Below are 23,373 nucleotides of genomic sequence, written 5' to 3' on the forward strand. Positions count from 1 at the left end.
GTGACGGGGCAAAATACAATTGACCAGAAGTCACGAATGAGCAATACATTATTGCCGTAGAATAGCGTCACCCCCCATCACCGAGTAGCGCCCCATGAGTGAGCCGTTCGCCTTTATCCTCAAAGCCAAGACCCGCCCGGAAATGGCTGATGCGTTCGAAAACCTGTTCCGTCCCTACGTCGAGCCAAGCCGCCAGGAACCCGGCTGCATCGAATACCACATGCTGCGCGACCAGCAGGACCCGAGCCTGTTTGTGTTCTTCGAAGTGTGGGCCGACAAGGCCGCGCTGGACGTGCACTCGGCCCTCCCGCACATGGCCGCCTTCTTCGAAAAGCGCATGGACTACCTGGAGCGCGATTTCGATATCCAGAGGGTCGACATGCTCAGCGCTTCGTCCGCTAGCCGCTGATCAGCAGATGGCCGCCGAGTGCGGCCAGGCCGATGAAAAAGCAACGCTTGAACAGCAGCGCGCTGATCCGCTGACGCAGCCACTGCCCCGCCAGCATGCCGAGCAAGGCCGGCGCCAGCATCAGCAGCGACGCTCCTAGCGCCTGGCCACCCAAGGCATCCTGCCCGGCCAGACCTAGGGCCAAGGCCAGGGTCGACACCGTAAACGACAAGCCCAGGGCCTGGATCATCTGCTCGCGGTTCAAACCCAGGCTCTGTAGATAAGGCACCGCTGGCATCACGAACACCCCGGTCGACGCGGTGACCACACCCGTGACCAGCCCGCAAAGCGGTCCCAGCCAGCGCTCGTGTGCCGGTTTCACATGCAAGCCCAAGCCGACCAACCCATACAACGCATAGACCAGCAAGGCGCCCCCCAGCGCGTGCGCAGCCCATGGGCCACTGTTGATTCCCACCCAGGCGCTGCCCAGCAAGGTGCCGACAAAGATCAATACCAGCATCGGCCCCAGGCGGACCAACAACCCTCGCAAGTGCCCGCCGCAGGCCAACTGCCACAGGTTGGTGAGGGTCGAGGGCACGATCAGCAAAGCGGCAGCCTGCGCTGGCGGCATAGCCAGGCCCAACAGGCCCATGGCAATGGTCGGCAGGCCCAGGCCAATGACCCCCTTCACTGCCCCAGCCAGCAGGAAGGTCAGTACAACCAGCAACGACAGTGCCGGGCCAATGTTCTGGTAGAACGCGAGCAAGGTAGTCATGGGGCCGATGATGGCGCACCCCAGGCAACGTGAGAATCTGCCATATACTCAGCCAGCCTCTTGCCAGGACAGAGCCACATGCATTTCGACCTGATCGACCTCAAGCTGTTCCTGCACACCCTGGAGTGCGGCAACATTACCGCCGGCGCCAGCCGCAGCCATCTGTCGCTGCCGGCAGCCAGTGCGCGCATTCGCGCCATGGAAGCATCGCTGGGCATTCCCTTGCTGGAACGTAACCGCCGTGGCGTACAACCAACGCCGGCTGGCCAGGCACTCTTGCAGCATGCACGGCTGATAACGCAGCAGGTCGAACGCCTGCAATTCGACCTGGGCCAATACGCGCAAGGGCAGCAAGGCCAAGTGCGCCTGCTGTGCAACACCGCAGCGCTGACCGAATACCTGCCCGAACTGCTGGCCAGCTACCTGGCTGAAAACCCGGGCGTCAGCGTGGATGTGCAAGAGCTGCCGAGTTTGCGCATCGTGCAGGCAATTACCCAAGGCATGGCCGACCTGGGTATCGTTTCCACAGCCGCCCCCAGCGAGCACCTGCAGACCCGGCAGTTTCGAGACGACCCGCTGGTGCTAGTGACGCCCCAGGGCCACCCCCTGGCCAGTGCGCTGGCGCCAAGTTTCGTCGACAGCCTGGCCCATGGCTATGTAGGCCTGGGGGCCGGCAGTGCATTGGGGTTGTATCTGGAAGAGCAAGCGCTGCACGAGGGGCAGCGCATGCAGGTCCGGGTGCGTGCCGAGGGGTTTGATGGGGTGATCCGCATGGTCGCGGGCGGGGCCGGAATCGGGGTCGTGCCGCTGGCGGCAGTACAGCGCTGGCAAGGCATGCTGCCGTTGCACTGGGTTGCGCTGCAGGAGCCATGGGCCAACCGCCGGTTGCTGGTGTGCGCGCGGGATTTTGCGACATTGCCGGGCTATGCCGCAGAACTGGTAGCCACCTTTACCCATTGACAGCCTTCGCTGGCACGACTGCTTCCACAAACTCGTTCGCGTACCGCTCGGACCGTGAGGGTATTGATACCCCCTGGGGTATTCGTGAAAGGGTACGGCGACCCCCTACTTCAGATAAGAACGCAACAACGCCGCCACCTTGTCTGCCTCGTCCTGCCGTTCCTCGGCACTCAGGCCGTCCGCCACGAGGTGATCGCGGATGTGCCCTTCCATCACCTCGGCCATCAGCCCGTTCACCGCGCCGCGCACGGCAGCGATCTGCTGCAGGATCGCCAGACAGTCCTTGTCCTGATCCAGCGCCGTCTCCAGGGCGGCGGCTTGGCCTTTGATCTTGCGCACCCGGGTCAACAGCTGCTTCTTGCTCTTCAGGGTATGTGCCATTGGGCTTAACACCATGCTAGGTATACTGGGGTATAGTATTTGTCTCGATCTTCCGGGAGCATGATAAACCATGGCGACACAAACCTCAGACCGCTGGCAGCACAGCCACCAGTTCCACACCAGCAACCTGGGCGCTGAGCGCAAAACCCGCCTGGCGGTTTGGCTGACCGCAGTGATGATGGTGGCGGAGGTTGCCGGAGGCTGGTACTTCAACTCCATGGCGCTGCTGGCCGACGGCTGGCACATGAGCTCCCACGCCCTGGCACTTGGCCTGTCCTTGCTGGCCTACGCTGCCGCTCGGCGCTATGCAGGTGACCGGCGCTTTGCCTTCGGCACCTGGAAGATCGAAATTCTCGGCGGCTACTCCAGCGCACTGCTATTGCTGGGCGTGGCCGGACTGATGGCGTTCCAGTCGGTGGAACGGCTGTTGGCGCCGGGACAGATCCACTATGACGAGGCTATCTTGATTGCCGTGGCGGGCCTCGCCGTCAACCTCATCTGCGCCTGGCTGCTACGCGATGACCATCATCATGACCATCACCCTCACAGCCACGATCACCATCACCATCACCACCACGACCTGAACCTGCGCTCGGCCTACCTGCATGTGATGGCCGATGCCGCCACTTCGGTGCTGGCCATTGCTGCCTTGCTGGCCGGCAAGTTCTGGGGCGCCAGTTGGCTCGACCCAGCGATGGGCCTCGTCGGTGCGCTGCTGGTCGCGCTGTGGGCCCGTGGCCTGCTGCGCGATACCGGGCGAGTGTTACTGGACGCCGAGATGGACGCCCCAGTTGTGGCGGAAATCCGAGAAGTGGTAGCGCAATTGCCGGCGCCGGCCAGTATCACCGACCTGCATGTCTGGCGGGTGGGCAGGGACCAGTACGCCTGCATTCTTGGCCTGGCCACCCAGGCCACACTGAATGCCGACGGCGTGCGCCAGGCCCTGGCCGTGCACGAAGAGTTGGCGCACATCACTGTCGAGGTAAACCGCCTGCCATAGCGCGGCCAGACACCTGGACGTCGAGCCCAGGCAACTGCGGCGCGGCCGTTGGGCCTATGGTGACCAGTCATTCAGCCAGTCACCAGGAGTTGTGCCATGTCCGATTTCATCACCGTCCTGCGCGAAACCTGCCCGACGCCGGTCGTGGACGCCACCAAGTGGAAGCGCATCGGCGGCGATCCGCACACCGTCAACCTCAATGCCTACCTGTCGGCCGACGGCAGCAAAATCATGGGCACCTGGATCTGCACCCCAGGCAAGTTCGAGGTCAACTACGATAAATGGGAGTTCTGCCACTTCCTCGATGGCTACTGCATCATCACCCCGGAAGGCGAAGAGCCGAAGCACCTGAAAGCGGGTGATGTGTTCGTTATCGAGCCAGGCATGAAAGGTACCTGGGAAGTGGTCGAGACTGTACGCAAGTATTTCGTCTTCGCCTGACTTGTAGGCGCGGGTTTACCCGCTCCTGCAACGGCCACGCAATACCTGTAAGCGTGGACAAAAAAAATCGCGAAGCAGACGCCCTTCCCTCTGGTGCGCAGTTACAGAGGGAAGGCCGCCTGGCCCGCGATGAAATCCACCTCTTGCATCAATCCTTCTTGCGATAACCCTCGACGATGGCCGAGAAGTCCTTGCCACCCTCACCTCGCAAACTCATGGCCTGATACAACTGTTGGGCCACGGCACCGAGAATCACCGGTTGGTGTGCCTGGCGTGCCGCTTCGGTGGCCAGCCCCAGGTCCTTGAGCATGAGTTCGGCGCCAAAGCCACCGGTGTAGCCACGCGATGCCGGTGCGGTTTCGATGATGCCCGGCCACGGGTTGTAGGTGTCCGAGCTCCAGCAACGCCCGGTCGAACTGTTGATGATGCCGGCCAGCACCTTGGTATCGATGCCCAACGCGTTACCCAGGGCCATGGCCTCGGATACGCCGATCATCGAAATGCCTAACAGCAGGTTATTGCAGATCTTGGCGATCTGGCCGGTACCGACTTCCCCGCAGTGCACAATGTTGCGGCCCATCTGCTCCAGTACCGGCTTGAGGCTGGCGAACAACTCGGTACTGGCGCCAACCATGAACGTCAGGGTGCCCGCCGCGGCGCCGCCAGTACCACCGGAAACCGGCGCATCACCCATGTCCACGCCCTTCGCCGCTGCGGCCTTGGACACATCACGTGCGGTCTGCGGGTCGATGGTGCTGCAGTCAACGGTCGGCGTGCCAGGGCGAATGCCGGCCAGTACGCCGTCCTCGTTCAAATACACGCTACGTACATGGGCTGCGGCCGGCAGCATGGTGATCACCAGCTCGCTGTTGGCCGCCGCGTCCTTGGGCGAGGGGCTGATCTGCCCGCCCAGTTCTGCCAGCTCTGCCAGCACGGCCTTGTTCAGGTCGAACAGGTTCAGCTGATGCCCGGCCTTGATCAGGTTGCGAGCCATGGGCGCGCCCATGTTGCCCAGGCCGATGAATGCGATACGCATAACGTACTCCTTAGCGCAGGCTAATGGTGGTGTTCACACCGTCGTTGACGCTGTCGTCATCGAACCAGCGAGCAGTGACAGTCTTGGTCTGAGTGTAGAACTGCACCACTTGCTTGCCGTACGGCCCGAGATCACCGAGCTTGGAACCACGCGAGCCGGTGAAGCTGAAGAACGGTACGGGTACCGGGATCGGGATGTTGATGCCGACCTGGCCGATATCGATCTCGCTCTGGAACTTGCGTGCTGCCGCGCCGCTCTGGGTGAACAGGCCGGTGCCGTTGCCAAACGGGTTGGCGTTGACCAGGGCGATGGCCTCGTCGAGCGTGTCGACTTCCAGGGTCACCAGCACCGGGCCGAAGATTTCCTGGGTATACACCTGCATGTCGGTCTTCACGCCCGAGAACAGGGTCGGGCCGACGAAGTTGCCTTGCTCATAGCCCGGTACCTTGACGTCACGGCCGTCGAGTTCCAGCTTGGCGCCTTCCTTGATACCGCTTTCGATCAGGCCCAGCACACGCTCCTTGGCCCGCTTGGAAACCACCGGGCCAACGTCGGTGCCCGGCTCGCAGCCAGCATTGACCTTGAGCTTGCTGGCAGCCTCCTTGATATCCGGCAACCATTCGCGGGCCTTGCCCACCAACACTGCCACCGAGGTCGCCATGCAGCGCTGGCCCGCCGCGCCGAAGGCCGCACCGACCAGCGCATTGATGGTTTGCGTGCGGTTGGCATCAGGCAACACCACCGCGTGGTTCTTGGCGCCCATCATTGACTGCACACGCTTGCCATGCTGGCTGCCGAGGTTGTACACGTGCGTACCGACTTCAGTAGAGCCCACGAAGGAAATCGCCTTGATGTCCTGGTGGGTGCAAATGGCATCCACCACCTGCTTGCCGCCGTGCACCACGTTCAGCACGCCGGCCGGTACGCCGGCTTCCAGCGCCAGCTCGACCAGAAGCATGGTCGACAGCGGATCCTGCTCGGATGGTTTGAGCACGAAGGTGTTGCCGCAGACGATGGCCATGGGGAACATCCACAGCGGGATCATCGCCGGGAAGTTGAACGGGGTGATGCCAGCGCACACGCCGATCGGCTGGCGCAAGGTGTAGGTATCGACACCGCCGGCGACGTTCTCGGCGAATTCGCCCATCTGCAGGGTGCCAATGGACGCCGCGTGCTCGACCACTTCCAGGCCGCGGAAGATATCACCTTCGGCGTCGGCCAGGGTCTTGCCCTGCTCGGCGCTGAGTACCTGGGCAATGCGTTTGGTGTGTTCGCGGATCAGCGCCTGCAGCTTGAGCATGATGCGCATGCGCGCGCCGATCGGGGTGTCACGCCAGGTCTGGAATGCGCGGTGCGCGGCGGCCACGGCTGCATCGACTTCCTCGACGGTGGCGAACGGTACGCGCGCCAGCACCTCTTGGGTGGCCGGGTTGACGATGTCACGCCATTCGGTGGTTCTGGACTCGACCCACTGGCCGTCGATCAGCAGCTTGACCTGCTCAACCTTGGTGCTGTTAGGGGATTGCGGTGCGTTCATCTGCGTTCTCCTTGGAATTATTGTCGGGACGAGATCGCCAGCGCCGGGCAAACGCGAGGTGGCGTCCTGAGGCTTGTTTCGAGTATAGATGTGCAAACATCCAACAAGAACGCACAAAAAAACCGGATCATCATGCAAAAAGACCTCACATCCCTGAGCGCGCTCAACTGGGACGATTTGAAGTTCTTCCTCGAAGTGGCTCGCACCCGCAAGGCCAGCAGTGCTGCCAAACGGCTGAGCGTGGACTACACCACCGTGTCGCGACGCATCAGCTCGCTGGAGGGTGCGCTGGGCACCTTGCTGTTCGAAAAGTCGCGCACCAACGGCTTTGTGCTGACCGCCGAGGGCCAGCGCCTGCTGGGCTATGCCGAATCGATCGAGAGCACGCTGCACATGGCGTGCGAGCAGGTGTCCGGGTCGGGGGTGGCGTTGTCGGGCCATGTGCGCATGGGCTGCACGGAGGGCTTTGGCAGCTTTTTCATCACGCCGCAGCTAAGCCACTTCGTCGACGCCTACCCGGCGATTTCGGTAGACATCCTGCCGCTGCCGCACTTCATCAGCCTGTCCAAGCGTGAGGCGGACATCGTCATTGCCCTGGAGCGGCCCGAGCATGGACCTTATGTGTGCTGCAAGCTGTGCGACTACCGCTTGCGCCTGTACGCGACCCAGGATTACCTGGACAGCCACGCGCCGATCCGCCAGGTGGGGGATTTGGCCAAACACCCGTTCATCAGTTACGTGGATGACCTGGCGTTCAGCTCCGAGCTGCTGTACCTGGCCAACCTGATCCCCAACGCCAGCGCGCATCTGCGCAGTACCAGCGTGATCGCGCAGTACACGGCAGCGCTGCAGGGGCGCGGGCTGGCGATATTGCCGTGCTTCCTCGCCGCGCAGGACCCGCGATTGGTCACGGTGTTGCCGGAGGAGATCGAGGTGACGCGGCAATTCTGGATGTACTGCCGGGAGGACTTGCGCAAGTTGAAGCGCATTACCCTGCTGTGGGATTACATCCGTGGGGTGACCGAGGCGAATGCGCCGTTGTTGATGGGGCAAACCCGCGAGATACGCTTTGCCCAGGACTGATGGGCCTGCGCAATTCAGAGAGCGACACAGACCCTGTGGAAGCGGGCTTGCCCGCGAACACCGGCGAAGCCGGTACCACACACCGCGTTGCCTGCTTCGCGGGCACGCCCGCTCCCACAGGGGATATGTGACTGATGGGCCTGCGCATTTCCAAGGACAAGCACAGACCCTGTGGGAGCGGGCTTGCCCGCGAACACCGGCGAAGCCGGTGCCAGGCCGCGTTGCCCACGCTTACAGGGGATATGTGACAGCCCGAGCGTCAACGATCAGTAGGACGCTACCACGATGGACACCCGACGGTTCTCGGTACGCCCGGCGCTGGTGCGGTTGTCCGCCACCGGCTGGCTGCTGCCCAGGCCGCGGCTCTGAATGTTCTGCGCCTGCATGCCAACCCCCACCAGCGCCTTGGTCACGCTTTGCGCGCGGCGCTCGGACAGTTGCTGGTTGTATGCCGCCTTGCCCGACGAGTCGGCATGCCCGTCCACCCGCACGCCCTGGATACCAACGCCGAGCAACGCCTTGCCGATGCGCTCGACAATCGCCTGGCTCTGGCCGTTGAGGCTGTCCAGATCGCTGCCGAACAGCACTTTGCCAGACAAGTCGTAGGCCCAACCTTCATCGGTCGGGGTGAAACCTTCGCGCTTGAGCACAGCAATCTGTTCTGGGGTAAGGCCCTTGGGGGGTGCGCTCTGACAACCGGTCAGCGCCAGCATGGCGAGCAACAAGGCCCAAAGCGGGAATCGTAAGGCTTGCATCACGGGTTCAACTCCTGTTCCTGATTTCGTTGGCGGACCGTTCCGTCTGCGCCACTTGCCAATGGCCACGGCGTTTGCGCTTGGCCTGGTACATTGCCGCATCGGCGGCATTGAGGAGACTGGCCGGGTCAGCGCCGTCATCCGGGTAATAGGCAATACCGACGCTCAGCGAGGTGGCGATACTGCGGCCACTGTCCAGTTGCACCGGCAACTTCATGCTGGCAACGATCTTCTCGGCAATGTGTTCGGCGTCCTCGCGCGAATGCAAAGGCGTCAACAGCACGGCAAACTCGTCGCCCCCCAGGCGCGCCACCAGGTCTTGCTCGCGCAGCTGGGCGCGCACACGTTCGGCCACACTGATCAACACCTCGTCACCCACGGCGTGGCCAAGGGTGTCGTTGATCTGCTTGAAGTGGTCGCTGTCGAGGAACAGCACTGCCAGGTGGTCTTGCTGGCGCGCCGCATTTTGCACGCTGCGGCTCAGGCGCCCTTCAAAGAAGGCGCGGTTGGGCAAGCCGGTCAGGCTGTCGTGGCTGGCCTGGTGGGCCAGGGTCTGGTTTTCGCTCTGCAGGTGGCTATGCCACACCTCCAGTTCATCCAGCAGCGCATTGAAGTCGTTACCCAGTTCGTTGAGCTCGGCAATCGGCGCTTCTGGTACGCGCCGGTCGAAGCGGCGCTCGCGGCGGGCGGCATGGGCGACACTGGCCAGGCCACGCAACGGGCGGGTGATATCGCTGAGCAGGCGCCGCGACAGATACTGGGCAGCCAGGGCGCTGAGGACCGTGCAGAACAGAATGCCGGCCAAGCCGCTGAACAGGAACAGCAACAGGCTCCTGCCCTGGCCTGCCAGCTCGATGTGCCCAACCTGCTGGTTCTGGTGCACGATCGGCAGAATGACCGGCTCTTCCAGCAAGGCAGTGGCAACCTGCACCTCCAGCTGCGCGAGCATGCCGGTATTGTCGCGTTGCCAGTGCGCCAGTTGCTCGCCCTCGTTGTTGAAGACCTTGGCCTCGGCCACTTCTTCGGTACTGGCAATCAACGCCAGCGATTCATTGGCGGCGGCGCTGTCATCGAACACCACCGCCGCTTCTACGGTGTAGTTGATCGAGCGGGCGATCAGCTGCAGGTTATGGTTGGCATAGACACGCAGGGCGAGCACGCCCAGCAGGGTAAGAGAGATACCCGCCAGGCCAACGGCAAGCAAGGCGACGCTAAGGTGGCCACGGCCCAGCACCGAGCGCAGGGTCGGGCGCACGGTACGCTTGCGGGTCGGCTTCATGGCTGCTCCGCCCGGCGCCGCGACAATTGCAGCACGCTGGGGTGAATGTGCACGCCAGAGCGTGCCACCGAGTCGAGATTGACTTCAAAGGCCACCTGCTGGTCGCTGACCCGCAGGCAGAACAGGCTGCCGACCGTGCAGGGGTCATCCGCCTCGCTGATGCTCAGCACCGGGCGGCCGCCGATACGCTGGAACAGTCGATCCCGCTGGCCCTGGTCAAGCTTGCCGATGTAGATGGCATCGCAGGCCTGGGCGACCTGGGTGTCTTCTGCCAGCAGGCGCCGCACCTGCAGCGGCCGGCCAGACTCCTGGACATGGCCCTTGATGAGATCGTCGGCGTACTCGGTCGGGCCGACCAGGCACAGGCGCAAAGGAGAAGGTTCGACGGGCCAGCGGGCGTAGCTGAAGATACCCAGTACTACCTGGGTGACTGCCTTGGCGCGTTGCTGTGCCTGGGCGGCAGTTGTACCGGGGTCTGCCTGGGCAGCGCCTGCAGAAAGGAACAGGACGGCCAGCAATAGCGAAAGCGCACAGCTTGTCACTCGCCTTGCGGCCACGTTCATGTGGGAAATCCCTTCAAGCCCCTTCCGATATCGGCGCAACGATAGCACATGGCCGCTTTATTGTATGAACATGCGGCCACGTGTAATGGGTTTCATGGCCCTAGACCTGTTCGAGCATCAACCCGGAAATACGCCGTACTTTGCGCGCCACCGCTTCTTCGAAGATGCCTTGGCGTGGCTCAACCAGGCTGAAGCAGTGCTTGGCCCGGGTGATGCCGGTGTACACCAGTTCCTTGGTCAGCACCGGGTTGAGCGCATCCGGCAGCACCAGGGCAGTGTGGCTGAACTCCGAGCCCTGGGACTTGTGCACGGTCATGGCGAATACCGTTTCCACTTCGTTGAGCCGGCTCGGCAGAACGAACCGCACACCACCATTGCCATCGTTGCGCGGGAAGGCCACACGCAGCAGCGGCTGGCCATGCTCATCCGGCAGGCGCAGGGCAATGCCGATGTCACCGTTCATCAGACCCAGGCCGTAGTCGTTGCGGGTCACCAGCACCGGGCGCCCTTCGTACCAAGGCTGCTGGCTGTCGATCAGACCGGCATTGTGCAGCACCCGCGCCACCCGCTCGTTGAGGCCTTCGACACCCCAGGCACCCCGGCGCACCGCGCACAGCAACTGGAAATCTTCGAAACTGCGCAAAACCTTGCTCGCCCATTGCTCCCAGGCGGGATCGTCAAAGGCGGTATCAAGTGCCGGCCGGTAACGGCCAAGGGTGCGCAGGTAGCTGCGGTAGCCTTGCGGGCCATCGGTCCCGCGGTTCAGGCCGTCGAGTAGCAGGCGGTCGAAAGCACGATCCTGCTCGTGCTTGAGCGCCAGGCTGTGCACGTCGGCCGGCGCCGTGGCCAGCAGGTTGCGCGCCGCGTGAGCGTCCTGACGATTGACCAGTCTGGCCAACTGGCCGATACCGCTGCCTTCACCGAAACGCCTTGAGAACCGCAGCATCACCACTTGCTGCGCCAATGGGTGGCGCTGCTCATCGCCGGTCTTGAGGCCACTGCCGGCCAGCGACTCGCCACTGATCTGCTGAAGCCACGCTGCAGTCGCCGGCGAGTAAAAGCCCTCCTCAGCATCGCGGCACAGGTCACCCAGCACCGCGCCGGCCTCAACCGAAGCCAACTGGTCCTTGTCGCCCAGCAGCACCAGACGCGCCCGCGGCGGCAAGGCATCGAGCAGGTTGGCCATCATTTCCAGGTCGATCATCGACGCCTCGTCGACCACCAGCACATCCAACGGCAACGGGTTGCCAGCATGGTGGCGGAAGTGCCGCGAGCCCGGGCGGCTACCGAGCAGGCGATGCACGGTGCTGACTTCAGTAGGGATTTGCCCGCGTACTTCGGCGCTGACTTGCAGGCGCTCGACTTGCTGGCCAATGGATTCGGTCAGGCGCGCAGCGGCCTTGCCGGTCGGTGCAGCCAGACGGATGCGCAGTGGCCTGCCCTGCTCCACTGCCGGTGCCTGCAGCAACGCCAGCAGGCGCACCACGGTGGTCGTCTTGCCAGTACCGGGGCCGCCAGTGATGATGCTGAAACCGGCACGGGTGGCCAAGGCACAGGCGAGCTTCTGCCAGTCCACCTGGCCAGCTGGTGCGCCGCCCTCGAACAGTTGCGCCAAGCGCTCTGGCAGGTCTGCAGGCGGTGCTTCGGCCTGACTCAGGCGCTGGCGCAGGGCCTGGTCGATGCGCCGTTCGTAACTCCAGTAACGGCGCAGGTAAAGGCGCTCGCCACTGCGTACCAGTGGCCGCGCTTGCTGGCCAGGCGTATCACCTGCGGCCACCAGCGGGCTAGCGATGATGCGCTGAAGCCAGGCATTCAAGTCGAGGTTGGCCAGCAGTTGCGATGGCAGTAGCAAAGGGCCGATCAGGGCATCACCTTCCGGCGGCAACGACAGGGCGAAATCTGGCTCGGCCAAGGTTTGTTGCAGGTCGAGGCAGACATGCCCGTGCCCAAGTTGGTGGCTGGCCAGCGCTGCCGCCAGCAACAGCAAGGGATCACTGCCGGGGGCGCGCTCTTCCAGGAACGAGACGAATGCGCGGTCCAGGGCTCGTAGCCAGCCCCGCTCAACCCAACGGTCGAGCAATTGCAGCAGGTCAGCGCTGTTGTGCTGTGGTGCCAGCGCCAGCAGGTGCTCTGCGTGCAACGGGGTGGGCAACAGGTCGACAAGGCTTCGGCTCATGGCGCAACTCCGGCAAACAGGTCCTGCTGTACCGGCGCGTGCTCGCCACGGAACAGCGCATCGAGGCTTTCGATCAGCTCACGCGGTGGCTTGGCGTGGTACACACCGTGGCCGCTGCTGCTGGCACCGCGCAGGAAGATGAACAGGGCGCCGCCAACATGGCGGTCATAATCGTAGTCCGCCAGCCGCGCGCGCAACTGGCGGTGCAGGGCCAGCAGGTACAGCACATACTGCAGGTCGTAGCGGTGCTCAAGAATCGCCTTTTCCATGGCCATGGCATCGTAGGCCTGGATGTCCGGACCCAACCAGTTGGACTTGTAGTCGGTCACGTAGTAACGCCCGTCCAGCTCGAACGCCAGGTCGATGAACCCTTTGAACATGCCGTTGAGCACTGTCGGCTGCGCAGCCGGGCGCGCCAGACCGGGGTGGGTGTGACGCGCCACCAGGCGATCGAGTTGTTCTGCGTCGACCCGGTGGCTGGCGAACCAGAACTCCATTTCGATCTGGTAATGACGCAGCTGGCCCAGGGTTACGCTCTGGTCGCCGCCCGGCAGCGGCAACGCCTCGCCCAGCAAACGTTGCATCCAGTGGCTCAGGGTGGGGATCCAGCCGGCCCAGTCACGGCGGTTGCAGCGCTGGCCAACGGTACGCTCGATCAGTTGAGGGTTGCCGCTGACCTCGCAGAAGCCCTCACGGCCCGCCCACTCCAGCAAACCATGGAGGAAGGTGCCGGGGTTAGGCCCCCGCGGGAAGCGATGGATATCGCCGCTGTCGGCCGGGACTTCACGCAACATCTGGGCATCGGCCACCTCGTCATCCAGCAGTTGCTGGGCCTGCGAGCTGTCGGCGCCGAGGGTCTGATCACCAACACGAAGGGCACTGTAGGAAGCGATCCACCAGTGCTCGGCAGCCGCACGGCGTGGCCTGCGTGCTGGCAGCAGTTCACGTTCGGCGTGTGGCATGCGATACATCTGCTCGTCCGCCTGCGGCAAGCCTGGGCAAGTGATGTGCGGGCAACCTGCCGCCAAAGCCTGCAACCAGTCCGTCAGTTGCGCCGAGCCAGCCAAGGCAAGGCCGCCCCCCAGCAGGTAGCCAAAAGCCGAGCGGTGCAGCTGCGAGCTCTTCTGATTACCGCGCTTGAGGTCGGCGACACCCAGCCAGCAAGCATGCTGGGCGCGAGTCAGGGCCACGTAGAGCAGGCGCAGGTCTTCGGCCAGGCGCTCGTCGTCAGCGCGCTCGATCTGCTCCTGGTCAGGTGTAAGGGTGACGTGGGCGTTACCTTCGCTGTCATGCCACGCCAGCGGCAGACGGCTGCCATCCACCGGTTTGCTGGTGCAGATGAATGGCAGGTAGACCAAGGGATATTCCAGGCCCTTGGATTTGTGGATGGTCACCACCTTGACCAACTGTTCGTCGCTCTCCAGGCGCAGGATCTGCTCTTCACCGGCCTGCCCGGAACTGGCCAGGTGCTCGGCCAGGTGGCGGATAAGCGCCTGTTCGCCGTCCAGCTCGCCAGCAGCCTGCTGCAGCAGCTCGGCCAGGTGCAGCAGGTTGGTCAGCACCCGCTCGCCATCACTGCGGCGGATCAGCGTGCGCGGTAGCTGGAAGTCATGCAGCAGGTGGCGCAACATCGGCAACACCCCCTGGCGCTGCCAGGTGTCGCGGTAAAGACGAAAACGCATCACCCAGCTCTCCCAGACCCGCTCGTCCTGGTTAAGCCGGTCCAGCGCGGCCAGCGACAGGCCCAGTGTCAGGCTGGCCAGAGCAGCCTTGAGCAGGCGCTCCGAGTCAGGCTCGGCGCAGGCCTTGAGCCAGACCAGCAGGTCGTGGGCTTCCTGGGCGGCAAACACCGAGTCCTTGTCGGACAGGTACACACTGCGCACCTCGCGAGCGGCCAGTTCGGCGCGGACCATCTGCGCCTCATGGCCATCGCGCACCAGAATGGCGATGTCCGAGGGCAAGCAGGCGCGCAATTCGCCTTCGGCATTCTGGAAACCCGCCGTGCCCTGCTGGCCGCCATTGAGCAAGGCAACAATATGGCTGGCGCAACTGGCGGCCAGTTGCTGGCGGTAAACGCTGCTGGAGACTGGCTCTTCACTTTCCAACTGCCAGCATTGCAGGGCTGCACTGACTTCACCGTCAATCAGCAGCTGTTCGCCACGCCCCTTGGCGCGCACCTCGATGAATGGCAGCGGGTTGTCATCGGCCTCGCGGAACAGGAATGCACCCCGCCCCGCTTCACGCGCCTCGGCCTGCAGGAACACCTGGTTGACCGCCGCCACCATGGCTTTGCTGGAACGGTAGTTGGTGTCCAGGCTGTGCAGGCGGCCGCTGGTGGCACGTCGCGCGGCGAGGTAGGTGTAGATGTCGGCACCCCGGAAGGCGTAGATCGCCTGCTTGGGGTCGCCGATCATGAACAGGCCGGTTTCTGCGCGATTTTCGCTGATCTGGTAAATGCGCTCGAAAATACCGTACTGAACCGGGTCGGTGTCCTGGAATTCGTCGATCAGCGCTACCGGGAACTGCTCACGGATCAGACTGGCCAGGCGCTCGCCGGCCTCGCTGGCGAGTGCGTGCTGCAAGCGCACGAGCATGTCGTCGAAGCCCATTTCTGCACGCCGGCGCTTCTCCACTTCGAAACGCGCCGATACCCAACTGGCCGCGTGCTCGAGCAGCGGGGCATCCGGGCTGTCCAGGGCCTGCAATTGTTGCTGCAAGTGCTGCATGGCGTTGAGGGCTGGGTGCTCGGGAGGTTCTCCCTTCCAGGCCTCGGCCATGCCCGCCGGGGTCAGCCGGGTAAAGCCGGTGCCCAAGTCGAGCTCTACCAGTTGCTCATCGCTGGCCCAAGCGCAGAGCTTGTCGAACCAGGGCTCGAAGTAACGGGCTTGCATCTTGCGGCCGTCGACCTGCTTGGCAGCCAGCGCATCGCGGCAGATTTGCCGCAGCTCCTCGGCCCACTGCGCCCATGGCGCCTTGATCCGCGCCAACTGCGCGCCACGTTGCTGCAGCGACGCTTGGATCAATGCGGCGGGCTCTGGCCCATCCTGCTGGACGCGCACACGGCCGAACAGCGGGCGAATGTGCGGCAGCAAGGCGTCGGGGCTCCCCCAGTTGCCGCGTACCCAGGTCAAAGCGTCACCTTGCATCCCATAGCAGAAGCGCCGCCAGTAATCGCGCATGACCTGGCCCAACAACTCACTGTGGTCGGTTTCCAAGGTCTGGGTGAACAGGCTGCCGCTGTCGAAGGCATGCTCGCGCAGCATGCGCTGGCACCAGCCATGGATGGTCGATACCGCAGCCTCGTCCATCCACTGCACGGCGATTTCCAACCGGCCGGCGCAGCGCGGCCAAGTCTCTTGCGGGTAATCGTCACGCAGTTGGTGCAACAGCGGATCAGCGCCTTCCAGCTCACCACGGAAGAACCGTGCGGCTTCAGCCAGGCGGGCGCGGATGCGCTCGCGCAGCTCTTTGGTGGCGGCGTCGGTGAAGGTCACCACGAGGATCTGCGGTGGCAGCAGCTCACGCTCGAAGCCCTGCTCGCCACCGTGCCCGAGGATCAGGCGCAGGTACAGCGCCGAAATGGTGAAAGTCTTGCCCGTGCCAGCGCTGGCCTCGATCAGCTGGCTACCGTGCAGGGGGAAACTCAGTGCCAGCGGACGGTCCTGGGTCATGCGCCTTTCTCCGGGTTGCCCAAGGTCTGCCAAGGGGCGGTGAACAACGGGCGGTACAAGGTCTCGCACCAGCCTTCAAACGTTTCGTCAGCGGTGAGTGCTGCAAAGTCCCGGAACTGGCGGGCCAAGGCAATGCTTTCACTCCGTTCGCCAAAGCTGGTGCGTTCGTCGCCTTCGTAGGCACGAGCTGCTGCGGCCATGGCTTTATCGGCATCGTCTTGGGCCAACCAGGCGAACGCGGTCTTGGCCGCGACTGGCAACGGCGCATTCATTGCCGCCTGACGGGCCACCAACAGGTCGCCCAGCAGTTGCGCGGCCAGTGCTTGCGGCAGCGGCGCAAGCAACAGGGTCAGGTCACTGGCTACCAATGCACTGTTATAGGGGTAGCCCGCTGCACAGGCCGCCAGGTGCGTAACCCAGGGCGCGATAAGGCGGTGCCACTTCAGGTTGTTGCGCCCGGCACTGATGGTGTTGGGTACTGTGGTGATGCTGAGCAGGCTCTGGTCTTCCGCCTGGAACACCCGGCCCAGCCAGCCTTCCAGACGGTGCTGACCGTGCTCGAAATGCACCGGCAAAGCGCCCTCGACCAGCTGTGGCCAGCGTTGCAGCAATTGCTGGTGACGTTGCAGCAGGTCCGGCAGCGGTTCGATCAACTCGTTTTGCAGCAGTTCGCCGAAACCGGCTAGTGGCAGTAAGCCGCAGGCCTGCAGGCGTCGGGCCTGGGCGCGCAAGGCCTGTTCGGCGTTGTCAGGTGCGGCCAAGGCGGCGCCAAGCAGGCTTTCACTGGCGCCGTAGCGTTGCAGGGTATCGAGGACGAAGGGCTCTTCGTCCGGGGTGGGCGCTTCCAGCGCCTCAAAGTACACCTTCAAGCGCTGGCTGAAGAAGTGCCGCACCGGGTGGCGCAAGAAATCATTCAGCTGGTGCAGACTCAGGGCTTCAGCGTCCTGATATGGCGGCAGGCCCGGCTCGCTCTGCTCGTCTGCCTCGCCCTGCTGGTGCAGCACCTGCCATTCATGGGCATAGCTGAACAGTGGGCTGCCCTTCTGGAAGTACCGAGGGCTGAATGGCTGCAGCGGGTGCTCCTGGGTCAGTGCGTGCAACAGTTGCTCGCCCGGTTTCGCGGGCTGCCCCTGCTGCGCGTCGGCCAAATGCCAGCCCGCAGCAATGTGATCGCGCAGCTGGCCGATCAGCACCGAGGCCGGGCGTTCGCTGTTGTCGCGGATACTGCGCCCCACCCAGCTGACATACAGTTGGTCACGTGCCGACAGTAGCGCTTCAAGCAGCAGGTAACGGTCGTCTTCGCGGCGTGAGCGGTCACCGGGGCGATAGTCGCTGGCCATCAGGTCGAAGTCCAGCGGTTGCTGCGCACGCGGGTAGTCGCCATCGTTCATGCCCAGCAGGCAGACCACCCTGAACGGGATGGCGCGCATGGGCATGAGTGTGCAGAAGTTGACCGAGCCGGCGAGGAAACGTTGCGACAGCTTGCCTTGATCGAGGCCCGACAGCCAGGCTTCACGCACCACGGTAAGCGGTAGCGGGTCGTGCAGGCCGACGGTCTCGCACACTTCAAGCCAGCTGTCGCGCAGATCCTGCAACTGCATCAACAGGAATTCATCACCTTCGTCGTCGGCGAGGAAGAACACGTTCAGCAAGGCATGCAGTCGCTCGCCCCACTGGCTGACGGTAGCAGGCTCGGACAAGGCCTGGCAGGCAACTTCGAGCGCATCAAGCAACGCGACCAGCGGGCCGATCAGTGCCGCGTCCAGGCCACCGATTTCATCGTAGGGTTCAATGCCATCACAGGCCTCACCCACCCCCACCGCATAACCCAACAGCATGCGGCGCAGGCCGAAACGCCAACTGTTCTGTTCAAGCCCGGCGGGCAAGCCCAGGCTCGCCCGCTGCTCGGCGTCAAGGCCCCAACGGATGCCAGCGCCCTCGATCCAGCGGTGCAGCGTGGGCAGGTCGTTTTCGCGGATGCCGAAGCGGGCGCGGACTGCCGGCACGTCCAGCAGGTCGAGCACTTCGCTGACCGCGAAGCGGCTGTCAGGCAGTTTGAGCAGGTGCTCCAGCGCGATCAGCAAAGGCTCGCGGCCACGCTGGCCCTGGTCTGTCAGGGTGAACGGGATGTATCGCGGGTCGTTGCGCTGCAACTGGCCGAAGACGGCACGGATATGTGGCGCGTAAGTGTCGATGTCCGGCAGCATGACGATCACGTCGCGCGGGCGCAAACTAGGGTCGGCGCTGAAGCGGGCCAACAGCTGGTCGTGGAGGATCTCCACTTCACGTTGCGGGCTGTGCGCGATATGGAAGCGGATCGAGCGGTCTTTTGTGGTGTCGACTGGCGGCCACAGTTCGCGGCTCTCGGCGAGCGGGCGCAACTCCAGAATGTCATCCTGCAGCTCGTTGAGCAGCGTGGTGGGCGAACCGTCGCTGAACAGGTCGATGCGGCCGTCGCTGAACACGCCCTGGTAGCTGCCCGGGTCGTCATAGCTGTCGAGCAGGTTGATGTAGTCGCGGCCTTGTTTACCCCAGGCTGCCAGTAACGGATGGGCATGCTGGTGCAGCGTCTGGTCGTCCAGTTGCAAGGGCATGCCTTGCTTGCGTTGCTGGCGTTTGTACTGATGGCGCAACAGGTCCTTGTCGGCAACGATATCGGCCCAGTGATGACGGCATGGGTTGTGTACGCACAACAGAACCTGACTGAAACGCGACAGGCCTGCCAGCGCTTCCAGGGCCTGGGCCGGCAGCGAAGAGATACCGAACACGATCACCCTCGATGGCAGCCCTGCAGGCGCCTGCTCCAGGCTGTTGATGCGCTCGATGAAGCGTTGGTGTACTCCGGCGCGGCTCTGTGCCATGCCTTGCTCGCCAACATCCTCCAGCAATGCTCGCCACAGCTCGGCTTGCCAGCGGTTGCCTGGCGGCAGGACTTTGCGCTCGCCGCGGGCCGTGTTGATGACATGCTCGCCAGTGGCCCAGTCCTTGAGCCAATCGGCGCGGTAGACCTGGTACTGGTCGAACAGGTCGGCCAGGCGCTCGGCCAGCTGGTAGCGCTTGCGCAAGTCACTGTCGTCGGTGAGGAAGCGCCGCAGTGGCTCGAAATACGGCCGCTCGATGAGTGCTGGCAACAGGCGCATCAGGCGCCAGGTCAGTGGTGCCTTGTCGAGCAGAGACACTTCGGGAATTTCGCTACGGCCCAGCACGCTGCGATAGAGCTGCCACATAAAGCTACCGGGCAGTTGCACATCGATTGCAGCGGCGATGCCGCAGCCGCCCAGGTCATCCTCCAGCGGATCTTCAGCCAGGGCCAGCTTGAGCCATTGGGCGATACCGTTGCTTTGCACCAGGGCAATTTCGTTTTCCAGAGGCGCCAGCGGGTAGCGACGCATCCAGCTCACTACCAGGCTACGCAGGTCGTCGAGGCGGTTGCCGTGAACGATCATGAAGCCTGGATGGAGATGGGCGGTGTTGAGCATCGGAAGGTCTCTGGAGGCGCTGATGGCTGAGAGGGGAACGATATCACGCGTACATGAAACGGCCGAATGCCATCAGGCCGCGGGAGCGGGCGTGCTCGCAGGGCTTCGAGCAGGCACAGGCTTTTTTGCCCACAAAGACAAAACCCCTACCTGCATGTGCAGATAGGGGTTTTGCGAAATGAATCTTGACGATGACCTACTCTCACATGGGGAAACCCCACACTACCATCGGCGATGCATCGTTTCACTACTGAGTTCGGGATGGGATCAGGTGGTTCCAATGCTCTATGGTCGTCAAGAAATTCTGTAGCCAGAATGTCCAGATGGACAGCCCAGCGAATCCGGATATGCGATATTTGTGGTCTTACGAATTTTCGGGTCTTTCGTCTTCACCACCGCAATCTGCGTCAGCAAATTGCTTGGGTGTTATATGGTCAAGCCTCACGGGCAATTAGTATTGGTTAGCTCAACGCCTCACAGCGCTTACACACCCAACCTATCAACGTCGTAGTCTTCGACGGCCCTTTAGGGGATTCAAGATCCCAGTGAGATCTCATCTTGAGGCAAGTTTCCCGCTTAGATGCTTTCAGCGGTTATCTCTTCCGAACATAGCTACCCGGCAATGCCACTGGCGTGACAACCGGAACACCAGAGGTTCGTCCACTCCGGTCCTCTCGTACTAGGAGCAGCCCCTCTCAAATCTCAAACGTCCACGGCAGATAGGGACCGAACTGTCTCACGACGTTCTAAACCCAGCTCGCGTACCACTTTAAATGGCGAACAGCCATACCCTTGGGACCGGCTTCAGCCCCAGGATGTGATGAGCCGACATCGAGGTGCCAAACACCGCCGTCGATATGAACTCTTGGGCGGTATCAGCCTGTTATCCCCGGAGTACCTTTTATCCGTTGAGCGATGGCCCTTCCATACAGAACCACCGGATCACTAAGACCTACTTTCGTACCTGCTCGACGTGTTTGTCTCGCAGTCAAGCGCGCTTTTGCCTTTATACTCTACGACCGATTTCCGACCGGTCTGAGCGCACCTTCGTACTCCTCCGTTACTCTTTGGGAGGAGACCGCCCCAGTCAAACTACCCACCATACACTGTCCTCGATCCGGATAACGGACCTGAGTTAGAACCTCAAAGTTGCCAGGGTGGTATTTCAAGGATGGCTCCATGAGAACTGGCGTCCCCACTTCAAAGCCTCCCACCTATCCTACACAAGCAAATTCAAAGTCCAGTGCAAAGCTATAGTAAAGGTTCACGGGGTCTTTCCGTCTAGCCGCGGATACACTGCATCTTCACAGCGATTTCAATTTCACTGAGTCTCGGGTGGAGACAGCGCCGCCATCGTTACGCCATTCGTGCAGGTCGGAACTTACCCGACAAGGAATTTCGCTACCTTAGGACCGTTATAGTTACGGCCGCCGTTTACCGGGGCTTCGATCAAGAGCTTCGCTTGCGCTAACCCCATCAATTAACCTTCCGGCACCGGGCAGGCGTCACACCCTATACGTCCACTTTCGTGTTTGCAGAGTGCTGTGTTTTTAATAAACAGTCGCAGCGGCCTGGTATCTTCGACCGGCATGGGCTTACGGAGCAAGTCCTTCACCCTCGCCGGCGCACCTTCTCCCGAAGTTACGGTGCCATTTTGCCTAGTTCCTTCACCCGAGTTCTCTCAAGCGCCTTGGTATTCTCTACCTAACCACCTGTGTCGGTTTGGGGTACGGTTCCCAGTTATCTGAAGCTTAGGAGCTTTTCTTGGAAGCATGGTATCAACCACTTCGTCGCCTAAAGGCAACTCGTCATCAGCTCTCGGCCTTGAAATCCCGGATTTGCCTAAGATTCCAGCCTACCACCTTAAACCTGGACAACCAACGCCAGGCTGGCCTAACCTTCTCCGTCCCTCCATCGCAATAACTGGAAGTACAGGAATATTAACCTGTTTTCCATCGACTACGCTTTTCAGCCTCGCCTTAGGGACCGACTAACCCTGCGTCGATTAACGTTGCGCAGGAAACCTTGGTCTTTCGGCGTGCGAGTTTTTCACTCGCATTGTCGTTACTCATGTCAGCATTCGCACTTCTGATACCTCCAGCAAGCTTCTCAACTCACCTTCACAGGCTTACAGAACGCTCCTCTACCGCATCATCATAAGATGATACCCGTAGCTTCGGTGCATGGTTTGAGCCCCGTTACATCTTCCGCGCAGGCCGACTCGACTAGTGAGCTATTACGCTTTCTTTAAAGGGTGGCTGCTTCTAAGCCAACCTCCTAGCTGTCTAAGCCTTCCCACATCGTTTCCCACTTAACCATGACTTTGGGACCTTAGCTGACGGTCTGGGTTGTTTCCCTTTTCACGACGGACGTTAGCACCCGCCGTGTGTCTCCCATGCTCGGCACTTGTAGGTATTCGGAGTTTGCATCGGTTTGGTAAGTCGGGATGACCCCCTAGCCGAAACAGTGCTCTACCCCCTACAGTGATACATGAGGCGCTACCTAAATAGCTTTCGAGGAGAACCAGCTATCTCCGAGCTTGATTAGCCTTTCACTCCGATCCACAGGTCATCCGCTAACTTTTCAACGGTAGTCGGTTCGGTCCTCCAGTCAGTGTTACCTAACCTTCAACCTGCCCATGGATAGATCGCCCGGTTTCGGGTCTATACCCAGCGACTAAACGCCCTATTAAGACTCGCTTTCGCTACGCCTCCCCTATTCGGTTAAGCTCGCCACTGAATATAAGTCGCTGACCCATTATACAAAAGGTACGCAGTCACCTAACAAAGTAGGCTCCCACTGCTTGTACGCATACGGTTTCAGGTTCTATTTCACTCCCCTCTCCGGGGTCTTTTCGCCTTTCCCTCACGGTACTGGTTCACTATCGGTCAGTCAGTAGTATTTAGCCTTGGAGGATGGTCCCCCCATATTCAGACAAAGTTTCTCGTGCTCCGTCCTACTCGATTTCATTGATAAGAGATTTTCGTGTACGGGGCTATCACCCACTATGGCCGCACTTTCCAGAGCGTTCCACTAATCTCAAATCAACTTAAGGGCTGGTCCCCGTTCGCTCGCCACTACTAAGGGAATCTCGGTTGATTTCTTTTCCTCAGGGTACTTAGATGTTTCAGTTCCCCTGGTTCGCCTCTTGCACCTATGTATTCAGTACAAGATACTCAGCTTATGCTGAGTGGGTTCCCCCATTCAGAGATCTCTGGATCACAGTCTGTTTGCCGACTCCCCAAAGCTTATCGCAGGCTACCACGTCTTTCATCGCCTCTGACTGCCAAGGCATCCACCGTATGCGCTTCTTCACTTGACCATATAACCCCAAGCAATCTGGTTATACTGTGAAGACGACATTCGCCGAAAATTCGTACGTTGCTCTTTCGAGCAGAACTCACAAATTTTACCTTAGCCTGATCCACCAGCAGTGAAACTGGTGTTCAGTCTATATCTATCACATATCCGAATTTTTAAAGAACGATCTGACAAAAGTCAGAAATCAACATTCGATACGAATGCTCATTTCTGAGTTTGATCAAGGTACAGCAAGTGGTGGAGCCAAGCGGGATCGAACCGCTGACCTCCTGCGTGCAAGGCAGGCGCTCTCCCAGCTGAGCTATGGCCCCGCATATTGGTAGGTCTGGGCAGATTTGAACTGCAGAAGAGCCGTCCTCACCACTCTTTATCCAGAGGCATGGGGTGCTCAACATTCCAACCAAAATTGGTAGGTCTGGGCAGATTTGAACTGCCGACCTCACCCTTATCAGGGGTGCGCTCTAACCAACTGAGCTACAGACCTAAGGGTAAAACTTTGGGTCTTGATCGTCTTTATACAATGAATCA

The 23,373-nt window shown here is 61.7% G+C and carries 15 protein-coding genes, 2 tRNA genes and 2 rRNA genes; 5 read left to right on the forward strand and 14 right to left on the reverse strand.

The window, feature by feature from the left end:
* Positions 1-94 precede the first annotated feature (94 nt).
* Positions 95-409, forward strand: coding sequence for a putative quinol monooxygenase (locus QCL51_RS21260; RefSeq protein WP_003251589.1), 315 nt, complete (start codon positions 95-97; stop codon positions 407-409).
* Here QCL51_RS21260 and QCL51_RS21265 read toward each other — a convergent pair.
* Positions 399-1,163 (reverse strand): sulfite exporter TauE/SafE family protein, encoded by a 765-nt coding sequence (locus QCL51_RS21265; protein ID WP_021784307.1) that lies wholly within the window; start codon positions 1,161-1,163, stop codon positions 399-401. The two genes, QCL51_RS21260 and QCL51_RS21265, sit on opposite strands and share 11 nt — an antisense overlap.
* Positions 1,164-1,241: 78 nt before the next feature.
* On the opposite strand from QCL51_RS21265, the gene QCL51_RS21270 reads away from it, so the two are divergent.
* Complete coding sequence (locus tag QCL51_RS21270; RefSeq protein WP_028698122.1) at positions 1,242-2,123, forward strand: LysR substrate-binding domain-containing protein; 882 nt, start codon at positions 1,242-1,244, stop codon at positions 2,121-2,123.
* Between the two features lie 105 nt (positions 2,124-2,228).
* Here QCL51_RS21270 and QCL51_RS21275 read toward each other — a convergent pair whose 3' ends face one another.
* Complete coding sequence (locus QCL51_RS21275; protein WP_021784309.1) at positions 2,229-2,504, reverse strand: metal/formaldehyde-sensitive transcriptional repressor; 276 nt, start codon at positions 2,502-2,504, stop codon at positions 2,229-2,231.
* Positions 2,505-2,574: 70 nt separating this feature from the next.
* Here QCL51_RS21275 and dmeF point away from each other — a divergent pair, with 70 nt between their 5' ends.
* Both dmeF and QCL51_RS21285 read left to right on the forward strand, forming a co-directional pair.
* Complete coding sequence (dmeF, locus tag QCL51_RS21280; RefSeq protein WP_028698121.1) at positions 2,575-3,504, forward strand: CDF family Co(II)/Ni(II) efflux transporter DmeF; 930 nt, start codon at positions 2,575-2,577, stop codon at positions 3,502-3,504.
* Between the two features lie 96 nt (positions 3,505-3,600).
* Positions 3,601-3,945, forward strand: a complete 345-nt coding sequence (locus QCL51_RS21285) for a cupin domain-containing protein (protein ID WP_003251579.1) — start codon at positions 3,601-3,603, stop codon at positions 3,943-3,945.
* Between the two features lie 148 nt (positions 3,946-4,093).
* On the opposite strand, the gene mmsB is transcribed toward QCL51_RS21285, so the two are convergent.
* Together mmsB and QCL51_RS21295 are read right to left on the reverse strand one after the other, a co-directional pair.
* Positions 4,094-4,981 (reverse strand): 3-hydroxyisobutyrate dehydrogenase, encoded by an 888-nt coding sequence (gene mmsB / locus QCL51_RS21290; RefSeq protein WP_010955321.1) that lies wholly within the window; start codon positions 4,979-4,981, stop codon positions 4,094-4,096.
* Positions 4,982-4,991: 10 nt separating this feature from the next.
* Positions 4,992-6,518 (reverse strand): CoA-acylating methylmalonate-semialdehyde dehydrogenase, encoded by a 1,527-nt coding sequence (locus QCL51_RS21295; protein ID WP_021784312.1) that lies wholly within the window; start codon positions 6,516-6,518, stop codon positions 4,992-4,994.
* Between the two features lie 132 nt (positions 6,519-6,650).
* Between QCL51_RS21295 and QCL51_RS21300 the strand changes: the two genes are divergently transcribed.
* Entirely contained in the window at positions 6,651-7,601 is a 951-nt protein-coding gene (locus QCL51_RS21300; RefSeq protein WP_021784313.1) for a LysR family transcriptional regulator, read from the forward strand.
* Positions 7,602-7,867: 266 nt separating this feature from the next.
* Here QCL51_RS21300 and QCL51_RS21305 read toward each other — a convergent pair whose 3' ends face one another.
* From QCL51_RS21305 to QCL51_RS21350, 10 genes are all read right to left on the reverse strand, one after another.
* Positions 7,868-8,359 (reverse strand): OmpA family protein, encoded by a 492-nt coding sequence (locus QCL51_RS21305; RefSeq protein WP_021784314.1) that lies wholly within the window; start codon positions 8,357-8,359, stop codon positions 7,868-7,870.
* A gap of 4 nt (positions 8,360-8,363) precedes the next feature.
* Positions 8,364-9,635 carry a diguanylate cyclase gene (locus QCL51_RS21310; protein ID WP_021784315.1) on the reverse strand — a complete coding sequence of 424 codons (1,272 nt, stop codon included), beginning with the start codon at positions 9,633-9,635 and terminating at the stop codon, positions 8,364-8,366.
* On the reverse strand, positions 9,632-10,198 hold the full coding sequence (locus QCL51_RS21315) for a YfiR family protein (RefSeq protein ID WP_021784316.1): 567 nt from the start codon (positions 10,196-10,198) through the stop codon (positions 9,632-9,634). The genes QCL51_RS21310 and QCL51_RS21315 overlap by 4 nt, the downstream gene beginning before the upstream one ends.
* Before the next feature lie 100 nt (positions 10,199-10,298).
* Positions 10,299-12,374 (reverse strand): exodeoxyribonuclease V subunit alpha, encoded by a 2,076-nt coding sequence (gene recD, locus QCL51_RS21320; RefSeq protein ID WP_021784317.1) that lies wholly within the window; start codon positions 12,372-12,374, stop codon positions 10,299-10,301.
* A complete protein-coding gene (recB, locus tag QCL51_RS21325; protein WP_135192967.1) occupies positions 12,371-16,045 on the reverse strand; it encodes an exodeoxyribonuclease V subunit beta in 3,675 nt (1,224 codons plus the stop codon). Before recB ends, recD begins: the two co-directional genes overlap by 4 nt.
* The gene (gene recC / locus QCL51_RS21330; protein WP_101196264.1) at positions 16,042-19,524 is read right to left on the reverse strand and encodes an exodeoxyribonuclease V subunit gamma; all 3,483 of its coding nucleotides are present in this window, start codon (positions 19,522-19,524) and stop codon (positions 16,042-16,044) included. Before recC ends, recB begins: the two co-directional genes overlap by 4 nt.
* Positions 19,525-19,707: 183 nt before the next feature.
* Positions 19,708-19,823 (reverse strand): 5S ribosomal RNA (gene rrf, locus QCL51_RS21335).
* A gap of 131 nt (positions 19,824-19,954) precedes the next feature.
* Positions 19,955-22,846: ribosomal RNA gene (locus tag QCL51_RS21340) — 23S ribosomal RNA — on the reverse strand.
* Positions 22,847-23,080: 234 nt separating this feature from the next.
* A tRNA-Ala gene (locus QCL51_RS21345) sits at positions 23,081-23,156 on the reverse strand.
* Positions 23,157-23,252: 96 nt separating this feature from the next.
* Positions 23,253-23,329 (reverse strand) — tRNA-Ile (locus QCL51_RS21350).
* Between the last annotated feature and the right edge of the window lie 44 nt (positions 23,330-23,373).

The sequence above is a fragment of the Pseudomonas sp. LTR0 genome, assembly GCF_036630035.1.
Lineage (GTDB): Bacteria > Pseudomonadota > Gammaproteobacteria > Pseudomonadales > Pseudomonadaceae > Aquipseudomonas > Aquipseudomonas putida_Y.

What these genes read in the sequence shown, in the direction of transcription:
- QCL51_RS21260 (WP_003251589.1), top strand. Translation starts at nt 95, where the DNA reads ATGAGTGAGCCGTTCGCCTTTATCCTCAAAGCCAAGACCCGCCCGGAA.
- QCL51_RS21265 (WP_021784307.1), bottom strand. Translation starts at nt 1,163, where the DNA reads ATGACTACCTTGCTCGCGTTCTACCAGAACATTGGCCCGGCACTGTCG.
- QCL51_RS21270 (WP_028698122.1), top strand. Translation starts at nt 1,242, where the DNA reads ATGCATTTCGACCTGATCGACCTCAAGCTGTTCCTGCACACCCTGGAG.
- QCL51_RS21275 (WP_021784309.1), bottom strand. Translation starts at nt 2,504, where the DNA reads ATGGCACATACCCTGAAGAGCAAGAAGCAGCTGTTGACCCGGGTGCGC.
- dmeF (WP_028698121.1), top strand. Translation starts at nt 2,575, where the DNA reads ATGGCGACACAAACCTCAGACCGCTGGCAGCACAGCCACCAGTTCCAC.
- QCL51_RS21285 (WP_003251579.1), top strand. Translation starts at nt 3,601, where the DNA reads ATGTCCGATTTCATCACCGTCCTGCGCGAAACCTGCCCGACGCCGGTC.
- mmsB (WP_010955321.1), bottom strand. Translation starts at nt 4,981, where the DNA reads ATGCGTATCGCATTCATCGGCCTGGGCAACATGGGCGCGCCCATGGCT.
- QCL51_RS21295 (WP_021784312.1), bottom strand. Translation starts at nt 6,518, where the DNA reads ATGAACGCACCGCAATCCCCTAACAGCACCAAGGTTGAGCAGGTCAAG.
- QCL51_RS21300 (WP_021784313.1), top strand. Translation starts at nt 6,651, where the DNA reads ATGCAAAAAGACCTCACATCCCTGAGCGCGCTCAACTGGGACGATTTG.
- QCL51_RS21310 (WP_021784315.1), bottom strand. Translation starts at nt 9,635, where the DNA reads ATGAAGCCGACCCGCAAGCGTACCGTGCGCCCGACCCTGCGCTCGGTG.
- QCL51_RS21315 (WP_021784316.1), bottom strand. Translation starts at nt 10,198, where the DNA reads ATGAACGTGGCCGCAAGGCGAGTGACAAGCTGTGCGCTTTCGCTATTG.
- recD (WP_021784317.1), bottom strand. Translation starts at nt 12,374, where the DNA reads ATGAGCCGAAGCCTTGTCGACCTGTTGCCCACCCCGTTGCACGCAGAG.
- recB (WP_135192967.1), bottom strand. Translation starts at nt 16,045, where the DNA reads ATGACCCAGGACCGTCCGCTGGCACTGAGTTTCCCCCTGCACGGTAGC.
- recC (WP_101196264.1), bottom strand. Translation starts at nt 19,524, where the DNA reads ATGCTCAACACCGCCCATCTCCATCCAGGCTTCATGATCGTTCACGGC.